General features: G+C 66.0%; 20 protein-coding genes. 6 read left to right on the forward strand and 14 right to left on the reverse strand.

Annotated elements, in window-relative coordinates:
• Window positions 1–35 precede the first annotated feature (35 nt).
• The 3 genes from NG1_RS16605 to dtd all read right to left on the reverse strand — a co-directional run bounded on the left by NG1_RS16605 (window position 36) and on the right by dtd (window position 1,508).
• A complete protein-coding gene (locus NG1_RS16605) occupies window positions 36–536 on the reverse strand; it encodes a YbaB/EbfC family nucleoid-associated protein (protein ID WP_062971828.1) in 501 nt (166 codons plus the stop codon).
• A 19-nt stretch (window positions 537–555) separates the two neighbouring features.
• The gene (locus NG1_RS16610; protein WP_062971830.1) at window positions 556–879 is read right to left on the reverse strand and encodes a hypothetical protein; all 324 of its coding nucleotides are present in this window, start codon (window positions 877–879) and stop codon (window positions 556–558) included.
• Between the two features lie 185 nt (window positions 880–1,064).
• Window positions 1,065–1,508 carry a D-aminoacyl-tRNA deacylase gene (dtd, locus tag NG1_RS16615; protein WP_040864905.1) on the reverse strand — a complete coding sequence of 148 codons (444 nt, stop codon included), beginning with the start codon at window positions 1,506–1,508 and terminating at the stop codon, window positions 1,065–1,067.
• A 166-nt stretch (window positions 1,509–1,674) separates the two neighbouring features.
• Here dtd and NG1_RS16620 point away from each other — a divergent pair, with 166 nt between their 5' ends.
• From NG1_RS16620 to NG1_RS16635, 4 genes are all read left to right on the forward strand, one after another.
• The gene (locus tag NG1_RS16620) at window positions 1,675–3,198 is read left to right on the forward strand and encodes a hypothetical protein (RefSeq protein ID WP_245659933.1); all 1,524 of its coding nucleotides are present in this window, start codon (window positions 1,675–1,677) and stop codon (window positions 3,196–3,198) included.
• Between the two features lie 361 nt (window positions 3,199–3,559).
• Window positions 3,560–4,018 carry a hypothetical protein gene (locus NG1_RS16625; RefSeq protein ID WP_062971834.1) on the forward strand — a complete coding sequence of 153 codons (459 nt, stop codon included), beginning with the start codon at window positions 3,560–3,562 and terminating at the stop codon, window positions 4,016–4,018.
• Window positions 4,015–4,443, forward strand: a complete 429-nt coding sequence (locus NG1_RS16630; RefSeq protein WP_040864902.1) for a DUF4254 domain-containing protein — start codon at window positions 4,015–4,017, stop codon at window positions 4,441–4,443. The genes NG1_RS16625 and NG1_RS16630 overlap by 4 nt, the downstream gene beginning before the upstream one ends.
• 36 nt (window positions 4,444–4,479) lie before the next feature.
• The gene (locus NG1_RS16635) at window positions 4,480–5,280 is read left to right on the forward strand and encodes a class I SAM-dependent methyltransferase (protein WP_062971836.1); all 801 of its coding nucleotides are present in this window, start codon (window positions 4,480–4,482) and stop codon (window positions 5,278–5,280) included.
• Window positions 5,281–5,721: 441 nt separating this feature from the next.
• Here NG1_RS16635 and map read toward each other — a convergent pair whose 3' ends face one another.
• The 9 genes from map to rpsH form a co-directional block, all read right to left on the reverse strand.
• Window positions 5,722–6,519, reverse strand: coding sequence for a type I methionyl aminopeptidase (gene map, locus NG1_RS16640; protein WP_062971838.1), 798 nt, complete (start codon window positions 6,517–6,519; stop codon window positions 5,722–5,724).
• Window positions 6,520–6,548: 29 nt separating this feature from the next.
• Complete coding sequence (locus NG1_RS16645; protein ID WP_062971841.1) at window positions 6,549–7,094, reverse strand: adenylate kinase; 546 nt, start codon at window positions 7,092–7,094, stop codon at window positions 6,549–6,551.
• Window positions 7,091–8,413 (reverse strand): preprotein translocase subunit SecY, encoded by a 1,323-nt coding sequence (secY, locus tag NG1_RS16650; RefSeq protein ID WP_040864899.1) that lies wholly within the window; start codon window positions 8,411–8,413, stop codon window positions 7,091–7,093. The genes NG1_RS16645 and secY overlap by 4 nt, the downstream gene beginning before the upstream one ends.
• Before the next feature lie 172 nt (window positions 8,414–8,585).
• Complete coding sequence (rplO, locus tag NG1_RS16655; RefSeq protein ID WP_051168540.1) at window positions 8,586–9,029, reverse strand: 50S ribosomal protein L15; 444 nt, start codon at window positions 9,027–9,029, stop codon at window positions 8,586–8,588.
• A gap of 1 nt (window position 9,030) precedes the next feature.
• Window positions 9,031–9,210 carry a 50S ribosomal protein L30 gene (rpmD, locus tag NG1_RS16660; protein ID WP_040864898.1) on the reverse strand — a complete coding sequence of 60 codons (180 nt, stop codon included), beginning with the start codon at window positions 9,208–9,210 and terminating at the stop codon, window positions 9,031–9,033.
• Window positions 9,210–9,869, reverse strand: a complete 660-nt coding sequence (gene rpsE / locus NG1_RS16665; RefSeq protein WP_039795557.1) for a 30S ribosomal protein S5 — start codon at window positions 9,867–9,869, stop codon at window positions 9,210–9,212. The genes rpmD and rpsE overlap by 1 nt, the downstream gene beginning before the upstream one ends.
• Before the next feature lie 31 nt (window positions 9,870–9,900).
• Window positions 9,901–10,308, reverse strand: coding sequence for a 50S ribosomal protein L18 (gene rplR, locus NG1_RS16670; protein ID WP_062971843.1), 408 nt, complete (start codon window positions 10,306–10,308; stop codon window positions 9,901–9,903).
• 2 nt (window positions 10,309–10,310) lie between these two features.
• Complete coding sequence (gene rplF / locus NG1_RS16675; protein ID WP_062971845.1) at window positions 10,311–10,850, reverse strand: 50S ribosomal protein L6; 540 nt, start codon at window positions 10,848–10,850, stop codon at window positions 10,311–10,313.
• A 13-nt stretch (window positions 10,851–10,863) separates the two neighbouring features.
• Window positions 10,864–11,262 carry a 30S ribosomal protein S8 gene (gene rpsH / locus NG1_RS16680; RefSeq protein WP_039795549.1) on the reverse strand — a complete coding sequence of 133 codons (399 nt, stop codon included), beginning with the start codon at window positions 11,260–11,262 and terminating at the stop codon, window positions 10,864–10,866.
• A 283-nt stretch (window positions 11,263–11,545) separates the two neighbouring features.
• Between rpsH and NG1_RS16685 the strand changes: the two genes are divergently transcribed.
• A complete protein-coding gene (locus tag NG1_RS16685; RefSeq protein ID WP_062971846.1) occupies window positions 11,546–12,199 on the forward strand; it encodes a Uma2 family endonuclease in 654 nt (217 codons plus the stop codon).
• Between the two features lie 57 nt (window positions 12,200–12,256).
• Window positions 12,257–12,505 (forward strand): hypothetical protein, encoded by a 249-nt coding sequence (locus NG1_RS16690; protein ID WP_062971847.1) that lies wholly within the window; start codon window positions 12,257–12,259, stop codon window positions 12,503–12,505.
• A gap of 48 nt (window positions 12,506–12,553) precedes the next feature.
• On the opposite strand, the gene NG1_RS36750 is transcribed toward NG1_RS16690, so the two are convergent.
• Together NG1_RS36750 and NG1_RS16695 are read right to left on the reverse strand one after the other, a co-directional pair.
• Window positions 12,554–12,691 (reverse strand): hypothetical protein, encoded by a 138-nt coding sequence (locus NG1_RS36750; RefSeq protein WP_157114090.1) that lies wholly within the window; start codon window positions 12,689–12,691, stop codon window positions 12,554–12,556.
• A 372-nt stretch (window positions 12,692–13,063) separates the two neighbouring features.
• On the reverse strand, window positions 13,064–13,999 hold the full coding sequence (locus NG1_RS16695; protein ID WP_062971848.1) for an AraC family transcriptional regulator: 936 nt from the start codon (window positions 13,997–13,999) through the stop codon (window positions 13,064–13,066).
• Window positions 14,000–14,105: the final 106 nt, after the last annotated feature.

Below are 14,105 nucleotides of genomic sequence, written 5' to 3' on the forward strand. Positions count from 1 at the left end.
GCGGCTACCTCGATCCCCCGGCCCGGTTACCGAGCTCACCAGCTGGAATCGGTGACCGATCCACCACGGTCGCGTTCTACGGTCTCGGTATCGGTGAACCGCATGCCGCTGCCATCGGAGAACTCCCTGCGCTCTTTCGCGTTCGGCGGCGCCGTGGGGGCGGGGACCGGTTCCGGCGCACGCACCTCCGGCATGCCCTCGACCAGGTCGGACAGCTTCGGCATCCGCGCCCGATGATTGTCCAGCGGCGCCATCAGATCCCGGGTCTTGCGGGCCACGTCGGCGCTGGCCTGCTGCGCGGCGTCGGTGATCGCCTTGGCGATCTCGGCGTAGCCGAGGTCTTCGATGTTCGGCCCGAACTGGGTCTCGATGACCGTGTTGTCGGCGTTCACGACCACCGTCACCCGCTTGCCGCGCACCGTCGCGCGGCCGGTCAGCTCGGCGCGCTCCTGCTGCAACCGTGCGATGATCCGCATCTGCTCCTGGACGCCGTCGAGGATGTCGGCCAGATCCGCCTTGGCTTGCTCGTTCGTCATCGGTCGGTGAACCCCGGGCTCAGCGGATGCCGTCGCGGTTGCCGTGCTCCATGTCGCGCAGCAGGTCGGCGGTCTTCGTCTGTCCTTCACTGAAGTTGTCGAACGTGCCCGCCACATTGCGCGCACCCTTGATCAGGTTGTCCCTGGTGGTGGTGTAACCGCCCTGACCATCGGGGCCGTTGGCGAAGTTGCGGCCTATCGTGTCGTTGCCCCAGCAGTTTCCGCGCGAAGCGATCGACGTGCTCAACTTGTCGATGATGCCGGTGATCCGGTCCTCGACGTGCCCCGTTTTCCGGGCCGCCTTGCGGAACAGATGCTCATCGAATTCGACATTGTCCGCCATCGCGTCCGCTCCTCCACCCTCGAGTCCTTCCCACCGACGGTAACACCGGATGACTAATCACCAGTGACGCCAACGTGAACGGGATGTTCCTCGGCGTTTGCGGGCAGGCGCCGCCGCAGGTAGGGCGCGGCCGGCTCACGAAATATCGCGGGGGACCCCAATTTTCGGGGCAATACGACTCCGGTTCACAACTCCAGCATGACGGTGACCGGGCCGTCGTTCACCAAGTCGATGTGCATGTGCGCACCGAATCGCCCCGTAGCGACTGTTGCGCCGAGTTCGCGCAGCGCGTGCGCGAAGACGTCGACAAGAGGTTCGGCGATCGCGCCGGGAGCGGCCGCCGACCAGGACGGGCGCCTGCCCTTCTTGGTGTCCGCGTACAGCGTGAACTGGCTGACCACCAGGATCGGGGCGCGCAGATCCGCGGCCGAGCGCTCGCCGTCGAGGATGCGTAACCGCCACACCTTGTCGGCCAGGGCCCGCGCGGTCGCCTCGGTGTCGGAGTGCGTCACGCCGACCAGGGCGACCAGGCCGTGCGGGACACCGTCGGCCGCCGGGTCGATCCGGCCGACGACCTGGTCGTCGACGGTCACCCGCGCCGAACTCACGCGCTGCAACAGGGCTCGCACAACCCTCGATCATGCCTGCCGCTGACACAGTTGCCGTCACACGGGTGGCGGTCCGCCGAACGACCCCGCCTGCCTGGCCGGATACAGGTGCGCGCAGGCGGCAAGCGTGACAAACTCGGTGCGCAGAAGGTTATGTTGCGCGGTTGCCGCGCGTTGGCGGAGGATCATGCTGGAAACGAGGAGCGCGATGGATCTGGACGCGATGGAGCGCCAGATCGCCGCGGATCGGTATGCGGCACTCGACCGTACGGTCGAATCCGAATTGCGCTTGGCCACTTCCCTCGGCGAACTCGCCAAGGGACTGATCGCCACCAAGACCAACGGTTCGATGCGCGATCGCACCCGGGAGGCGCTTGCGCCCGCCGAGGAAGCGGTGGCGATCCGCTTGCGCCTGCTGTCCAGGGGCCAAGTGCTGACCGCCCGCCTGGCGGGTGAGTTGAACGACGCCCTGCGCTCCTTCGAGCAGGCGGCACGGCACAGCGGCCGCAGGGAACTGGCCACCACGACGATCCGTCGTGCCTGTGATGTCTACCGTCAAGTGGCGCGCGAGCATCCCGAGGTCGCGGGCCCGTGCGCCGACGGTCTGTCCAAATGCGGCGTCTGGCTGGGCAGGCTGGACCAGGACGCCGCCGTCGCCGCGACCGAGGAGGCGGCCCGCATCCGCGCCGCCCTGGCCGCGGCGAACCCGGAACTGTCCGGCAAATACCTGGCCAGTTTGAGCACGCTGCTGCGTACGCTCATGGTCGGCCGGTCGCGCAAGCAGGCCATCGCCATGTACCGGGAGCGGTATGCCGCGTTCACCTCGACCACCATGTCGATCCGGCTGCGCGCGTGCGGTATTCAAGACCTCGATCTCACCCCGAAATCGCACCGGGCGCTGGTGGAACTGGGCTGCCGCACGCTGGAACAGGCGGGACGGCTCACCCAGCAGCAGGTCATGTTCAAGTCCTCCGGCGACCTGTCGACCGTCGAGGAGATCAACTGGAAGCTGGCCCTGGTCGGCCTGCGCCCGCTCGCGCCCGGTACCGAACAGGATCAGCCGGCCACGCCCGTGCAGATCGGCTCCACCTTCGGCGCGCTGAGCGTGTACTTGCCCGCACGAGACGCAATAGCCCAGGTACGCGCCGCGATCATCGCGGCCTATGCCGTCGACGACGCCTACCCCCTCGACCGGGAAAGTTACCTCGGTACGCACGAGTCGAAGTGGAAGATCCGCGAGCCCGAGCTGAACACCTCCCCCACCCTCGGTGACGACATCGTGCTGATCGACCAGCCCTACGGCGGCTGGGTCACGATCATGAGCCTGAACTGGGAACTCACGCCGGTGGCGAAAAACCCACTGGCGCTGCGCCTGTCCCAGGACTGGCCGGTCGCGGCGATCACGGTGACCGATAACGTGGCCTATGAGCTGTGCTGGTACGAGCACGGCGCGGCTACCCAGTACGCCGCGCTCGGCCGTCCGGCCGGGCAAGCGCCCCTCGAGAAACCGCTCGCGCCAATGAACTTCGAGACGCTGGCTCTGTACAACCCCGACCGGGCGACCGAGAGCAAGCTGCGCGCGGCCTTCGGCAACACCAAGGTGTTCGCCAACCTCACCTATCTGCCGGACTGCGGCCTGCGCCAGATCAGTGTCGACACGCCGCTGTCCGAGCACGGCGACCGCGTGCTGTTCTTCCGTACGACACCCTGACGTGGCTCCGGATACGCCTGTCGCGGCGCGGATTTGCGGCAAGGTAGCACATGCGTCAGCGGCGGCGGTGAACAAAATACCCGGCACCCCCGAGCCCCGCATCGCCACAGGTCATTTGACCAGGTCATGCGTATGCCGAAGTGAACGGGGAGCGGCGCCATGCCCCCGGCCGGTCAACGCAACCCGCCGGTAACCAGCACGCAAACGAATTTCTGGAGAACTAATTGAACGGAATGTTTGATCCGCTCCATGGAGTGCTCTACTGAAACAACGCTCGCACGGTGTACCGGATCACAGCATCGATGCCGCAGTACCGTCCGAGCGGCTTGGAAAAAGTCACCCGAAGCTACCCGAGGGCCCCATGGACCAACTGGCGTTGGCGGACACCCCGACCGCCCGATGCGCCTTCTATCGACACACCTGCGATCTGCCCGCCGGAGTTCATCCGGAGATCGGCCGAATCGTCTTACGCGCCGGATTCGTCGGCGCGATCACGATGCCCGCCGCATTGGGGCAGCAAGTGCGCGACGATCTCACCCATCGACGAATCGGCCTGGGTCCGATCATCTCGCACGTCCGGTCCAAACGGTGGACCTTTCTGACCCGCCCCGATCTACCCGACGACGTCCGGCTGTTCGCCGAGCTGTTCCGCCTCAACGTCTCGATCGTGCCCAGCGGCGGTGAGATCGCCCTGCCATCCCCCGCCGCCGCCGACTCCGATTACCGGCACTGGATCGTGGCTCCGCAGAACGGTTTCCGGCCTTCCGGCTCATCCATCGTCGATACCGTCCGTTCCTGCACGAGAACGGCTGCGCGATGACGACCGGGGCACTGCCCGCCAAACATCAAGTACTGCAAGCCTGCCGAGGCGAACTGCCGGAGAGCAATCCACTGCTGCGCAGTGCGCACGAACTCACCACGTTGCACGAACGCAGGCTCGGTGCGGCACAAGATTCGCTCGACGAGATAGACGCGTTGCGCGCGAGCTTGATTCGTGACATAGATCGCTGGATCACGGTGCAGCTGCCGCCCGCCCACGGCGCGGCACACGTGCACACCGAGACCGTCGGCGCCGTGATCGACCGCCTGGCCCAGTTCACCGCGAACGCCTATGCGGCCCTGGCCAGCGCCTCCGAATGGGATCTATGGGATGCCTGGCAGCGCCTGGCCGAGCTGGCCGTCGGATATGACGACCTGGCAGCCGAGGTCTGCGCGGGCGTGCGCAGACTCCCTGGCGCATCGTAGGTTCCGCCGCGGCTCCCCATCCGTAAACTGGGACGGATGGGGAGTCCGGACGACCATGCCGATGAGGCGCTCGCCCTGCACAACAGGAGGGCGGGTTCCTTCGGCGCTCGTGCAGCGGCCTACGCGGAGCACCGGCCCGACTATCCGGCCGCGGCCATCGGCTGGGCTCTGGCTCGTGTCGCCGATCGGAGACCACCGGTCGTCCTCGATCTCGGCGCGGGCACCGGCAAACTGACCCGCGGTCTTCTCGCCGTCGGTGCGTCGGTGATCGCGGTGGAACCCGACACGCACATGCTCGCCGAACTGATCCGCCGGTTCCCGGACGTCCCCGCACACACCGGTACGGCCGAAGCCATCCCGCTCCCGGATGATTCGGTGGACGCGATCATCGCCGGGCAGGCGTTCCACTGGTTCGACTTGGACCGCGCCTACCCGGAATTCCTCCGGGTGCTGCGGCCGGGCGGCGTTCTCGCGGCCCTGTGGAACACCGCCGACGACTCGGTGAAGTGGGTCGCCGGGCTGAAAGAGGTCGACCGGTCGAGCGTGTCGGCGGCCCAGCCACCGAGCGGACAAATCGTTCTGCCCACGCACCCGCTGTTCGATGAGCACGAGTTCGAACGATCGACGTTCCCGCATCGGCATCGGCGCACGGCAGAGTCCCTGACGGCGACGATCGGCACGCAATCGCACACATTGGTGATCCCACCCGAGGAACGGGCCGAATTGCTCGACCGGATCATGGACTATCTGCGCGCGCAGCCGGAGACAGCAGAGGGCGAATTCGACCTGCCCATCGTCACTTCGGTGCTGCGAACCACCCTGCGCGCCGCGGACTGAACGGCTACTTACGCAGACGAAACGCCCAGGCCACAATGCTTCCGACACCCATGCGGAGGCGACGAACGGGCCCGATCGCATCGAACTGCGGCGCGCGCCAACCCAATTCGAGTAGCGGCCTACTCACGTCCGCGCCACCCGTCCGGCCATACGCTGACGGCATCGTTCAAAACAGTATCGAACCAAGGAGAAAGTAACCGTTCCACCCCGCACGGGCACCGCCCAGGGCCCACCGCTTCGGCTCAACGCGCAGGACGCGGGTGCAAGGAACGACGTCACCGATCCAGCGAAAGCTGGGTATCGCCCGATGGGCGTGTCGGCGCAAGGTGTCGGCACGCGGCGACGCGGCGAGATCGACCAGGAAGCCTGGCGTCGGTGCGGCTCGTTTCCTCGCCGCGCAGTGTTACCGAACCGGGCCGCCCGACGGCCGCCCACCGTGCGCTACTCCGGACGCAGCGTCAGGATCCGGGGTCCGTCTTCCGTGACGGCGACAGTGTGCTCCCAATGTGCCGCACGACTGCCGTCCACGGTGACCACGGTCCAGTCGTCGTCGAGCACCTTCGTCTGGGTGGTGCCGAGCGTGAGCATCGGCTCGATCGCGAGCACCGACCCCACCACGAGCTTCGGGCCCTTACCCGGCTCGCCTTCGTTGGCGAGGAACGGGTCGAGGTGCATCTCGCGGCCGATGGCGTGCCCACCGTAACCGTCGACGATGCCGTAGGCGCGCCCGTGCTCCTTCTCGGCCGCCCGGGTGCCGAGCTCGATCGCGTGCGAAACGTCGGTCAGCCGGTTGCCGGGCAGCATCGCCGCGATTCCCGCTTCCATCGACGACTTGGTCGCCTCGCTGAGCAGGCGGTCGGCCTCGATGATCGTGCCCACACCGAAGGTCCAGGCCGAATCACCGTGCCAGCCGTCGAGAATCGCGCCGCAGTCGATGGAGACCAGGTCGCCTTCGGTGAGGATCTCCTCCGTCGTCGGGATCCCGTGCACCACGCGATCGTTGACCGACGCGCAGATCGACGCGGGAAAGCCGTGGTAGCCCTTGAACGACGGCACCGCGCCCGCGTCCCGGATCACCTGCTCGGCGACCTCGTCCAGTTCCAGGGTGGACACCCCGGGTTTGGCAGCCGCGCGCACGGCGACCAGGGCGCGGCCGACGATCGCGCCGGCCGCCGCCATGGCATCCAGTTCGCCTGCCGTCCGGAACGGCACGACCTTCTTCTTGCGGTTGAAGACCATCCCGCCTCAGCGCTCCATCGTGAGCCGACTCAGTGGCCCAGCGCGCGAAGTGCCCGCGCGTTGACGTCATCGACCTCGCCGACGCCGTCCACCGAGACGACCAGGCCGTCGTAGTGCTCCAGCAGCGGTTCGGTCTCCTCGCGGTACACCCGCAGGCGGTTGCGGATCACACCCTCGTTGTCATCGGTGCGGCCACGGGCGAGCATCCGCTCGACCACGGTGTCCTCCGGCACGACGAAGCGCAGCACCGCGTCGAGCTTGGTGTTCATGTTCTTCAGGATCTTCTCCAGCGCATCGGCCTGATCCACCGTGCGCGGGTATCCGTCGAGTACGAACCCGTTGGCGGCATCGGGCTCGTTGACCCGCGCCTCCACCATGCGGTTGGTCACATCGCTGGGCACCAGGTCGCCCGCGTCCATGTACTTCTGCGCCTCGCGGCCCAACGGAGTCTGCTGGCTGATATTCGCGCGGAACAGGTCCCCGGTGGAGATGTGCGGAACGCCCAGCTTCTCCGACAGCAGGACAGCCTGGGTGCCTTTACCGGCGCCCGGCGGACCGAGCAGTACAACTCTCACTTGAGGAACCCTTCGTAATTTCGATTCATCAGCTGGCTCTCGATCTGCTTCACGGTGTCCAAACCGACGCTCACCATGATCAGCACCGCGGTACCGCCGAACGGAAGGTTCTGGGTACCACCGGAGGCGCCGATGTCGAGGAACAGGTTCGGCAGCACAGCGACCAGACCGAGATAGATCGAGCCGGGGAGGGTGATACGGCTCAGGACGAAGTTGAGGTAGTCGGCGGTCGGCTTGCCGGGCCGGTAGCCCGGGATGAAGCCACCGAACTTCTTCATCTCGTCGGCGCGCTCCTCCGGGTTGAAGGTGATCGCGACGTAGAAGTAGGTGAAGAACACGATCAAACTGAAGTAGATCGCGATGTACACCGGGTTGCCCGGGTTCACCAGGTATTTCTGGATGATCTCCTGCCACCAGCTCGGGTTCTGGTTGTTCTGCGCACCCGTCAGCTGCGCCACCAGGTTCGGCAGATACAGCAGCGACGAGGCGAAGATGACCGGGATGACACCCGCCTGGTTCACCTTCAGCGGCAGGTAGGTCGAGGAGCCGCCGTACATCTTGCGGCCGACCACGCGCTTGGCGTACTGCACCGGGATGCGGCGCTGGCCCTGCTCGACGAAGATCACCGCGGCGACGATGGCCAGCGCGGCGACGCACACCAAGCCGAATACCAGACCGCCCCGGCTGTCCAGGATCGCCTTGCCCTCGCTCGGGATGCGGGCGGCGATACCGGCGAAGATCAGCAGGGACATGCCGTTGCCGATGCCGCGCTCGGTGATCTGCTCGCCGAACCACATCACCAGCGAAGCGCCCGCGGTCATCACGAGCACGATGATGATCATGCCGAAGATGCTGGTGTCGGCCAGGATGTCCTTCTGGCAGCCCTGCAGCAGCTGACCGCGGGCCGCCAGTGCGACCAGACCGGTGGCCTGCAGGATCGCCAAGGCGACCGCCAGATATCGGGTGTACTGCGTCATCTTCGTCTGGCCGGCTTGGCCTTCCTTGCGCAGTTCCTCGAACCGCGGGATGACGACGGTGAGCAGCTGGATGATGATGCTCGCGGTGATGTAGGGCATGATGCCGATCGCGAAGACCGACAGCTGCAGCAGCGCACCACCGGAGAACAGGTTGATCAGCTGGTAGATGCCGCCCGATTCACCACCGGAGACCAGGTCGATACACTCCTGGACAGCCTTGTAGTCGACGCCGGGGGACGGCAGCGAGGCACCCAGCCGGTACAACGCGATCAACCCCAGCGTGAAGAGAATCTTCCGCCGTAAGTCCGGAGTCCGGAAGGCCGATACGAAGGCGGAAAGCACTGATCCTCCTGGCGAACGACATGGTCATGACATGGATGTTCAGCGATGTCCCTGCTCGACACAGAAGGGACGCCGAAAACCACGACGAGGCTTGGCAGACAACAATTGAACTCTAACAGTGGCACCGGACGAGCCGTTCACTCGTCCGGTGCCGCTGTCATGCAGAGTACCGTCAGCCCAGCTCGGTGACGGTGCCACCGGCGGCGGTGATCTTCTCTTTCGCCGAGCCGGTGACCTTGTCCACGGTCACCTGGACCGCGACGCCGATCTCACCATCGCCGAGGACCTTGACCAGCTGGTTCTTGCGAACCGCGCCGGCCGCCACGAGCTCGGCCTTGCCGACCTCGCCGCCCTCGGGGAACAGCTTCGCGATGGCGCCGACGTTCACGACCTGGTATTCCGTGCGGAACGGGTTCGTGAAGCCCTTGAGCTTGGGCAGCCGCATGTGCAGCGGCATCTGCCCGCCCTCGAAGGCGGCCGGGACATTCTTGCGGGCCTTGGTGCCCTTGGTACCACGGCCCGCGGTCTTGCCCTTGGAGCCCTCACCGCGACCCACACGGATCTTCTCGGTCTTGGCGCCGGGAGCCGGACGCAGGTGGTGCAACTTGATGGTCATGTCAGACCTCCTCAACGGTCACGAGGTGGCGCACGACGTTGATCAGCCCGCGGTTCTGGGCATTGTCCTCGCGGACCACGGTCTTGCGGATACCGCGCAGACCGAGGGTCCGAAGGCTGTCCCGCTGATTCTGCTTGGCGCCGATCGAACTCTTGATCTGGGTCACCTTGAGATCTGCCATTACTTGACACCTCCGGCAGCCTGAGCGCGCGCACGCAGCATGCCGGCAGGGGCGACGTCCTCGAGCGGCAGGCCACGGCGAGCCGCGACCTCTTCGGGACGCTGCAGCTGCTTGAGGGCAGTGACAGTCGCGTGCACGACGTTGATGGCGTTGTCGCTACCGAGCGACTTCGCCAGAATGTCGTGGATACCGGCGCATTCCAGCACGGCACGAGCCGCGCCACCGGCGATCACACCGGTACCCGGCGAGGCCGGACGCAGCATGACCACACCGGCGGCCGCCTCACCCTGAACCGGGTGCGTGATGGTGGAGCCGATCATCGGGACGCGGAAGAAGTTCTTGCGAGCCTCTTCGACACCCTTCTGGATGGCCGCGGGAACTTCCTTGGCCTTGCCGTAGCCGACGCCGACCAGACCGTTGCCGTCACCGACGATCACCAGGGCGGTGAAGCTGAAGCGCCGACCACCCTTCACGACCTTGGAGACGCGGTTGATCGCGACGACCCGCTCGAGCTGGTTCTTCTCGGCGGCGTTGTCGCGACGGTCGCCGCCGCCCCGACGGTCGCCACCACCGCGACGGTCGCCGCGGCCGCCCTCGGGGGCGCTGCCATTCTGTCCGGCGGGTCCGCTTCCGCCGTCACGCCTCTGACGTCCCGGCATCAGACGTTCCTTCCGTTCTTGTTGACGATCATCAGAATTTCAACCCACCTTCGCGAGCGGCATCGGCCAGTGCGGCGATCCGGCCGTGGTAGTCGTGGCCACCACGGTCGAACACGACGGCCTCGACACCGGCGGCCTTGGCGCGCTCGGCCAGCAGGGCACCGACCTTCTTGCTCTTGGCCGACTTGTCGCCGTCCAGCGCCCGCACGTCGGCTTCGATGGTCGAGGCGGCGGCGATGGTCGTGCCCGCCGAGTCGTCCACCAGCTGCGCGTGCAGGTGCCGCGAGGAGCGGTTGACCACCAGGCGCGGACGCTCGGTGGTTCCTTCCACCTTCTTGCGCAGACGGAAGTGACGGCGCGTCTTCGACAGACGGCGCTGGGTCGACACGTCCTTGCCCAGGGGGATGCGCTTGGCCTTCTGGTTTTCGGTTTGCGCCATGATCACTTACCCGTCTTTCCGACCTTGCGGCGAACGACCTCGCCGGCGTAGCGGATGCCCTTGCCCTTGTACGGGTCGGGCTTGCGCAGGCCGTGGATGACCGCCGAAATCTGGCCGACCTTCTGCTTGTCGATTCCGGACACGGAGAACTTGGTGGGCGACTCCACCGCGAACGTGATGCCCTCGGGCGCCTCGATCGGCACCGGGTGGCTGTAGCCGAGGGCGAACTCGAGGTTCTGGCCCTTCAGCGCGACGCGGTAACCGACGCCGAAGATTTCCATCTTCTTCTCGTAGCCCTGGGTCACGCCGACAACCATGTTCGACACGAGGGTGCGGGTCAGGCCGTGCAGTGCGCGGCTGCGGCGCTCGTCGTCCGGACGGGCGACCTCGAGCTGGCCGTCCTCGCCCTTGGCGACGGTGATCGGCTCGGCGACGGTGAGCGACAGGGTGCCCTTGGGCCCCTTCACCGAGATGTCCTGGCCGTCGATGGTCACATCCACACCGGCCGGAAGGGCGATGGGCTTCTTACCAATACGCGACATAGTCCCTGCTCCCTTACCAGACGTAAGCGAGGACTTCGCCGCCCACGCCCTGCTTGGCCGCCTGCTTGTCGGTCAGCAGGCCGGAGGACGTGGAGATGATCGCCACGCCGAGGCCGCCGAGCACCTTGGGCAGATTGGTGGATTTCGCGTACACGCGCAGACCGGGCTTGGAGACACGGCGCACGCCCGCGAGGCTGCGCTCGCGGCTCGGGCCGTACTTGAGGTCGACGATGAGCGTCTTGCCCACCTGTGCGTCCTCGGTCCGGTAATCGGCGATGTAGCCCTCGCGCTTGAGGATCTCGGCGATGTTCGCCTTGAGCTTCGAGTGCGGAGCCTTCACCTGATCGTGGTACGCCGAGTTGGCGTTGCGCAGACGTGTCAGGAAGTCTGCGATCGGATCAGTCATGGTCATGGTTCGACCTAGACACCTTTCTCGCCGCGGTTCCCATACAGCGCTGACATGCACATCGGCACGCCCAGCGGTGGGCCTACGACAATTCGGATGGTCCGGCCGACACTTGCCGACCGGAGGAGGTTCGATCGCCCGAGCGCACGCATGCGGACATGGAGGTGCCCAGGCAACCGCTCTAGTGTAGGCAAGGGGTTCACCGGGGCAAAATCCGGGTCTGTGAGCACGGCGTTTCATCCGGTTTGTGACCAGCGGAAATGAGCTGCCGCCGGTCTACCATGAGGCTATGTCGAGCCCAGGCGTCGAACGACCCGACCTCCCGGAGTCCATGACCTGGGAGGAGTTCGAGCAGCTACCCGAGGAGATCGCCGGCCGGATCGAACTGCGCAACGGGCGCGTCGTCTGGCGAGGGCGGGAACCCGCCGAACAGCAAGCGTTCACCTTCGCGCTGACCGGCGCGCTCAAGCGCTGCGCACGCGACGGCATGGCCGAGCAGCCGCAAAGCTGGTGGCGCGTGGATTTCGAAACCAACGTCTTCTTCGGTACGACCGGCAAGTCGGACTTCGCCACCCCCGACATCCTCGTCTACCGCCGCCTCGATGCCCCCTACCAGGACATCCGCGCCCAAGACGTGCTCCTGGCAGGCCGAATCCATTCGCCGTGGAGCACCGCTACCGATCCTTACGACGACCAGAGGCGCTACGCCGATGCAGGCGTTCCCTGGTATTGGGACGTGACGCTCGCGCGTGAGAAGAGCACCATCGCGCAGGTCCGCGCATACGCCCTGCAAACCACCCCTGGCAAGCTCCCACCCGGCGTACACCCGCTATATCCGACGAACTACCTCCTGATCGGCGAGTGGGCACCGAACGATTCCGACGCGATCACCATCGACTTCCCGTTCCCGATCCACATCCCGTGGTCGGAGTTGAAGTTCTGATTTCGACGGCGCTTCTGTCTAGAGCTCGCTCGGTGGCATATATGCCACGATACTCATATGCCCCTCAAGCGCACGATGGTCTACGCCGACGCTGAAGATCTAGCCGTCATCAAGGACGCCGCGGCACGGAGTGATGTCAGTGAGGCAGAGATCATCCGTAATGCAATCCATCTGGCCGCGATGCGGGTGCGCCGCCGATCCGAACCATTGCGTTTGAGGCGTTTCGCGAGCGGCGATCCCACTCTGGCCGAACGCGTCGACGACATCCTCGCCGACGACTTCGGCGACGACGCGGACCGCCGGTGACGTCGGGCTTCGAGCGACCAGGAATCGTTTTCGCCGATTGTTCGCCAATTATTCGATGACATCGAGTACGCAAGCGCGCGAGCATTCTTCCGCAGCGAATTTCTCGATCGTCCCATCGAACTCGCTGATCGTAGCCCAATCGTCCACCTCGTTGTAGAGTAAGAAATTCTCCAGCTTCTCGATCACAACGAGCGCACTCCGCGCAGGATCGGCCGCGAAAGTTCCGCCCGGTCCATACCTGGGCGTTGTCCAACTCTTCCTTGAGAGACTTTTTCGGTGGCTTGGGGGCGTCATCGACCTTCTTCCGCAGCCGATCACGCAGGTCGGTGACCACCTTTCTGGCCTTGACAACGGCATCTTTGGCCTCCTGTTTGACGCCCGCGATCTGTAGCGCCTTGCGCCCACGCCAGGCGAGGATGCCGTCTTTGATCTTTCCGGCCCATTTCGGCACCGTGACCAGAGCCTTGCCTGCCGTGACCGCTCCTGCCCCGAGCAAGACTCCACTCGGCTGCCGCCGATCGAAAACGCCCTGAAGTCGGTCTCGGACGGTGAGATCGTTCACGCTCCCAGACCGGTGGCGGCGCGGAAATCAGTGGGACGGACACCTCGAAGCCGCTTGAACGCCGCACTGAAACCGAAAGCGTCCGCATAACCGACTGCCTTCGCCACCTGCGCCACGGTGAGACTGCGGTCGGCCAGTAGTTCCTCCGCCTCATCCATCCGGCATTCGGTGAGGTATGCCAGGGGTGACTGGCCCATGACCTCGGAGAACCGCCGAGCGAACAGCGCCCGGGACACCCCCGCCTCGGCGGCCAGCGACGCGACCGTCCAACCGGCGGCGGGCTTTCCGTGCATGGCCTCCAACGCCGGCCCGACCACCGGATCGGCCGGCCCGCGATACCAACCCGGCGCGTCAGCGTCCAGCCCCTCGAACCAGTCGCGCAGCGTGCACACCAGCGCCCAGTCGAGCAGCCGGTCCATCATCGCCTGCGCTCCGGCCGGACGCCGGGCCGCGTCCGCGGCGATCGACTCCATCCACGCGCACACCTCCACATCGTCGGTCACCACGAGGACGGGTGGAACAGCACGCAGCAGACGTTCGTGGCGTCGGCCGGACGCCCGATAGGCGCCGACGATCAGAGCGGTCTCACCGGCGGGGTCGTTCTCCCAGCGACCGCGACCGAGCGCGGGATCGCATTTCGCGTCCGTCGCGAAGCAGGCGACCTCGTATTCCTCGTGCGGCAGGCCGACAGTATCGGCGCGGTCGACGAGAACGAACGACTGCGGACCGCGCACGATCGCGGTGTCCCCCACCGTGATCCGACGTTCCAGACCACCCGGCAGCAGTAGGGTCCCCGCACCGCGCAGCACGGTGACCATGGTCAACGGCGCCTCGTCGGCGAACCGGATGCTCCACGGTGCTTCCAAGACCGCGGTGGTGAGCACAGCTCCCTCGGCGCGTATACCACCCAGCAGTTTGCTCAGAGGATCCACACCATCGAGGGTAGACGAACTCCTATCGAATGTAGAGCTTCACCCATAGATCGTCCACTGCTCAGGATATGGAATGAAACCCGGACCGAACAACCGATCGTCCGAA

Source organism: Nocardia gamkensis NBRC 108242, assembly GCF_001612985.1.
Lineage (GTDB): Bacteria > Actinomycetota > Actinomycetes > Mycobacteriales > Mycobacteriaceae > Nocardia > Nocardia gamkensis.

Coding starts and splice junctions, on each gene's coding strand:
- NG1_RS16605 (WP_062971828.1), bottom strand. CDS start 536: ATGACGAACGAGCAAGCCAAGGCGGATCTGGCCGACATCCTCGACGGC.
- NG1_RS16685 (WP_062971846.1), top strand. CDS start 11,546: ATGTCGAGCCCAGGCGTCGAACGACCCGACCTCCCGGAGTCCATGACC.
- rpsH (WP_039795549.1), bottom strand. CDS start 11,262: ATGACCATGACTGATCCGATCGCAGACTTCCTGACACGTCTGCGCAAC.
- NG1_RS16620 (WP_245659933.1), top strand. CDS start 1,675: ATGCTGGAAACGAGGAGCGCGATGGATCTGGACGCGATGGAGCGCCAG.
- rpsE (WP_039795557.1), bottom strand. CDS start 9,869: ATGCCGGGACGTCAGAGGCGTGACGGCGGAAGCGGACCCGCCGGACAG.
- rplR (WP_062971843.1), bottom strand. CDS start 10,308: ATGGCGCAAACCGAAAACCAGAAGGCCAAGCGCATCCCCCTGGGCAAG.
- rplO (WP_051168540.1), bottom strand. CDS start 9,029: ATGACCATCAAGTTGCACCACCTGCGTCCGGCTCCCGGCGCCAAGACC.
- NG1_RS16610 (WP_062971830.1), bottom strand. CDS start 879: ATGGCGGACAATGTCGAATTCGATGAGCATCTGTTCCGCAAGGCGGCC.
- map (WP_062971838.1), bottom strand. CDS start 6,519: ATGGTCTTCAACCGCAAGAAGAAGGTCGTGCCGTTCCGGACGGCAGGC.
- rpmD (WP_040864898.1), bottom strand. CDS start 9,210: ATGGCAGATCTCAAGGTGACCCAGATCAAGAGTTCGATCGGCGCCAAG.
- NG1_RS16690 (WP_062971847.1), top strand. CDS start 12,257: ATGCCCCTCAAGCGCACGATGGTCTACGCCGACGCTGAAGATCTAGCC.
- NG1_RS16630 (WP_040864902.1), top strand. CDS start 4,015: ATGACGACCGGGGCACTGCCCGCCAAACATCAAGTACTGCAAGCCTGC.
- NG1_RS16625 (WP_062971834.1), top strand. CDS start 3,560: ATGGACCAACTGGCGTTGGCGGACACCCCGACCGCCCGATGCGCCTTC.
- NG1_RS16635 (WP_062971836.1), top strand. CDS start 4,480: ATGGGGAGTCCGGACGACCATGCCGATGAGGCGCTCGCCCTGCACAAC.
- rplF (WP_062971845.1), bottom strand. CDS start 10,850: ATGTCGCGTATTGGTAAGAAGCCCATCGCCCTTCCGGCCGGTGTGGAT.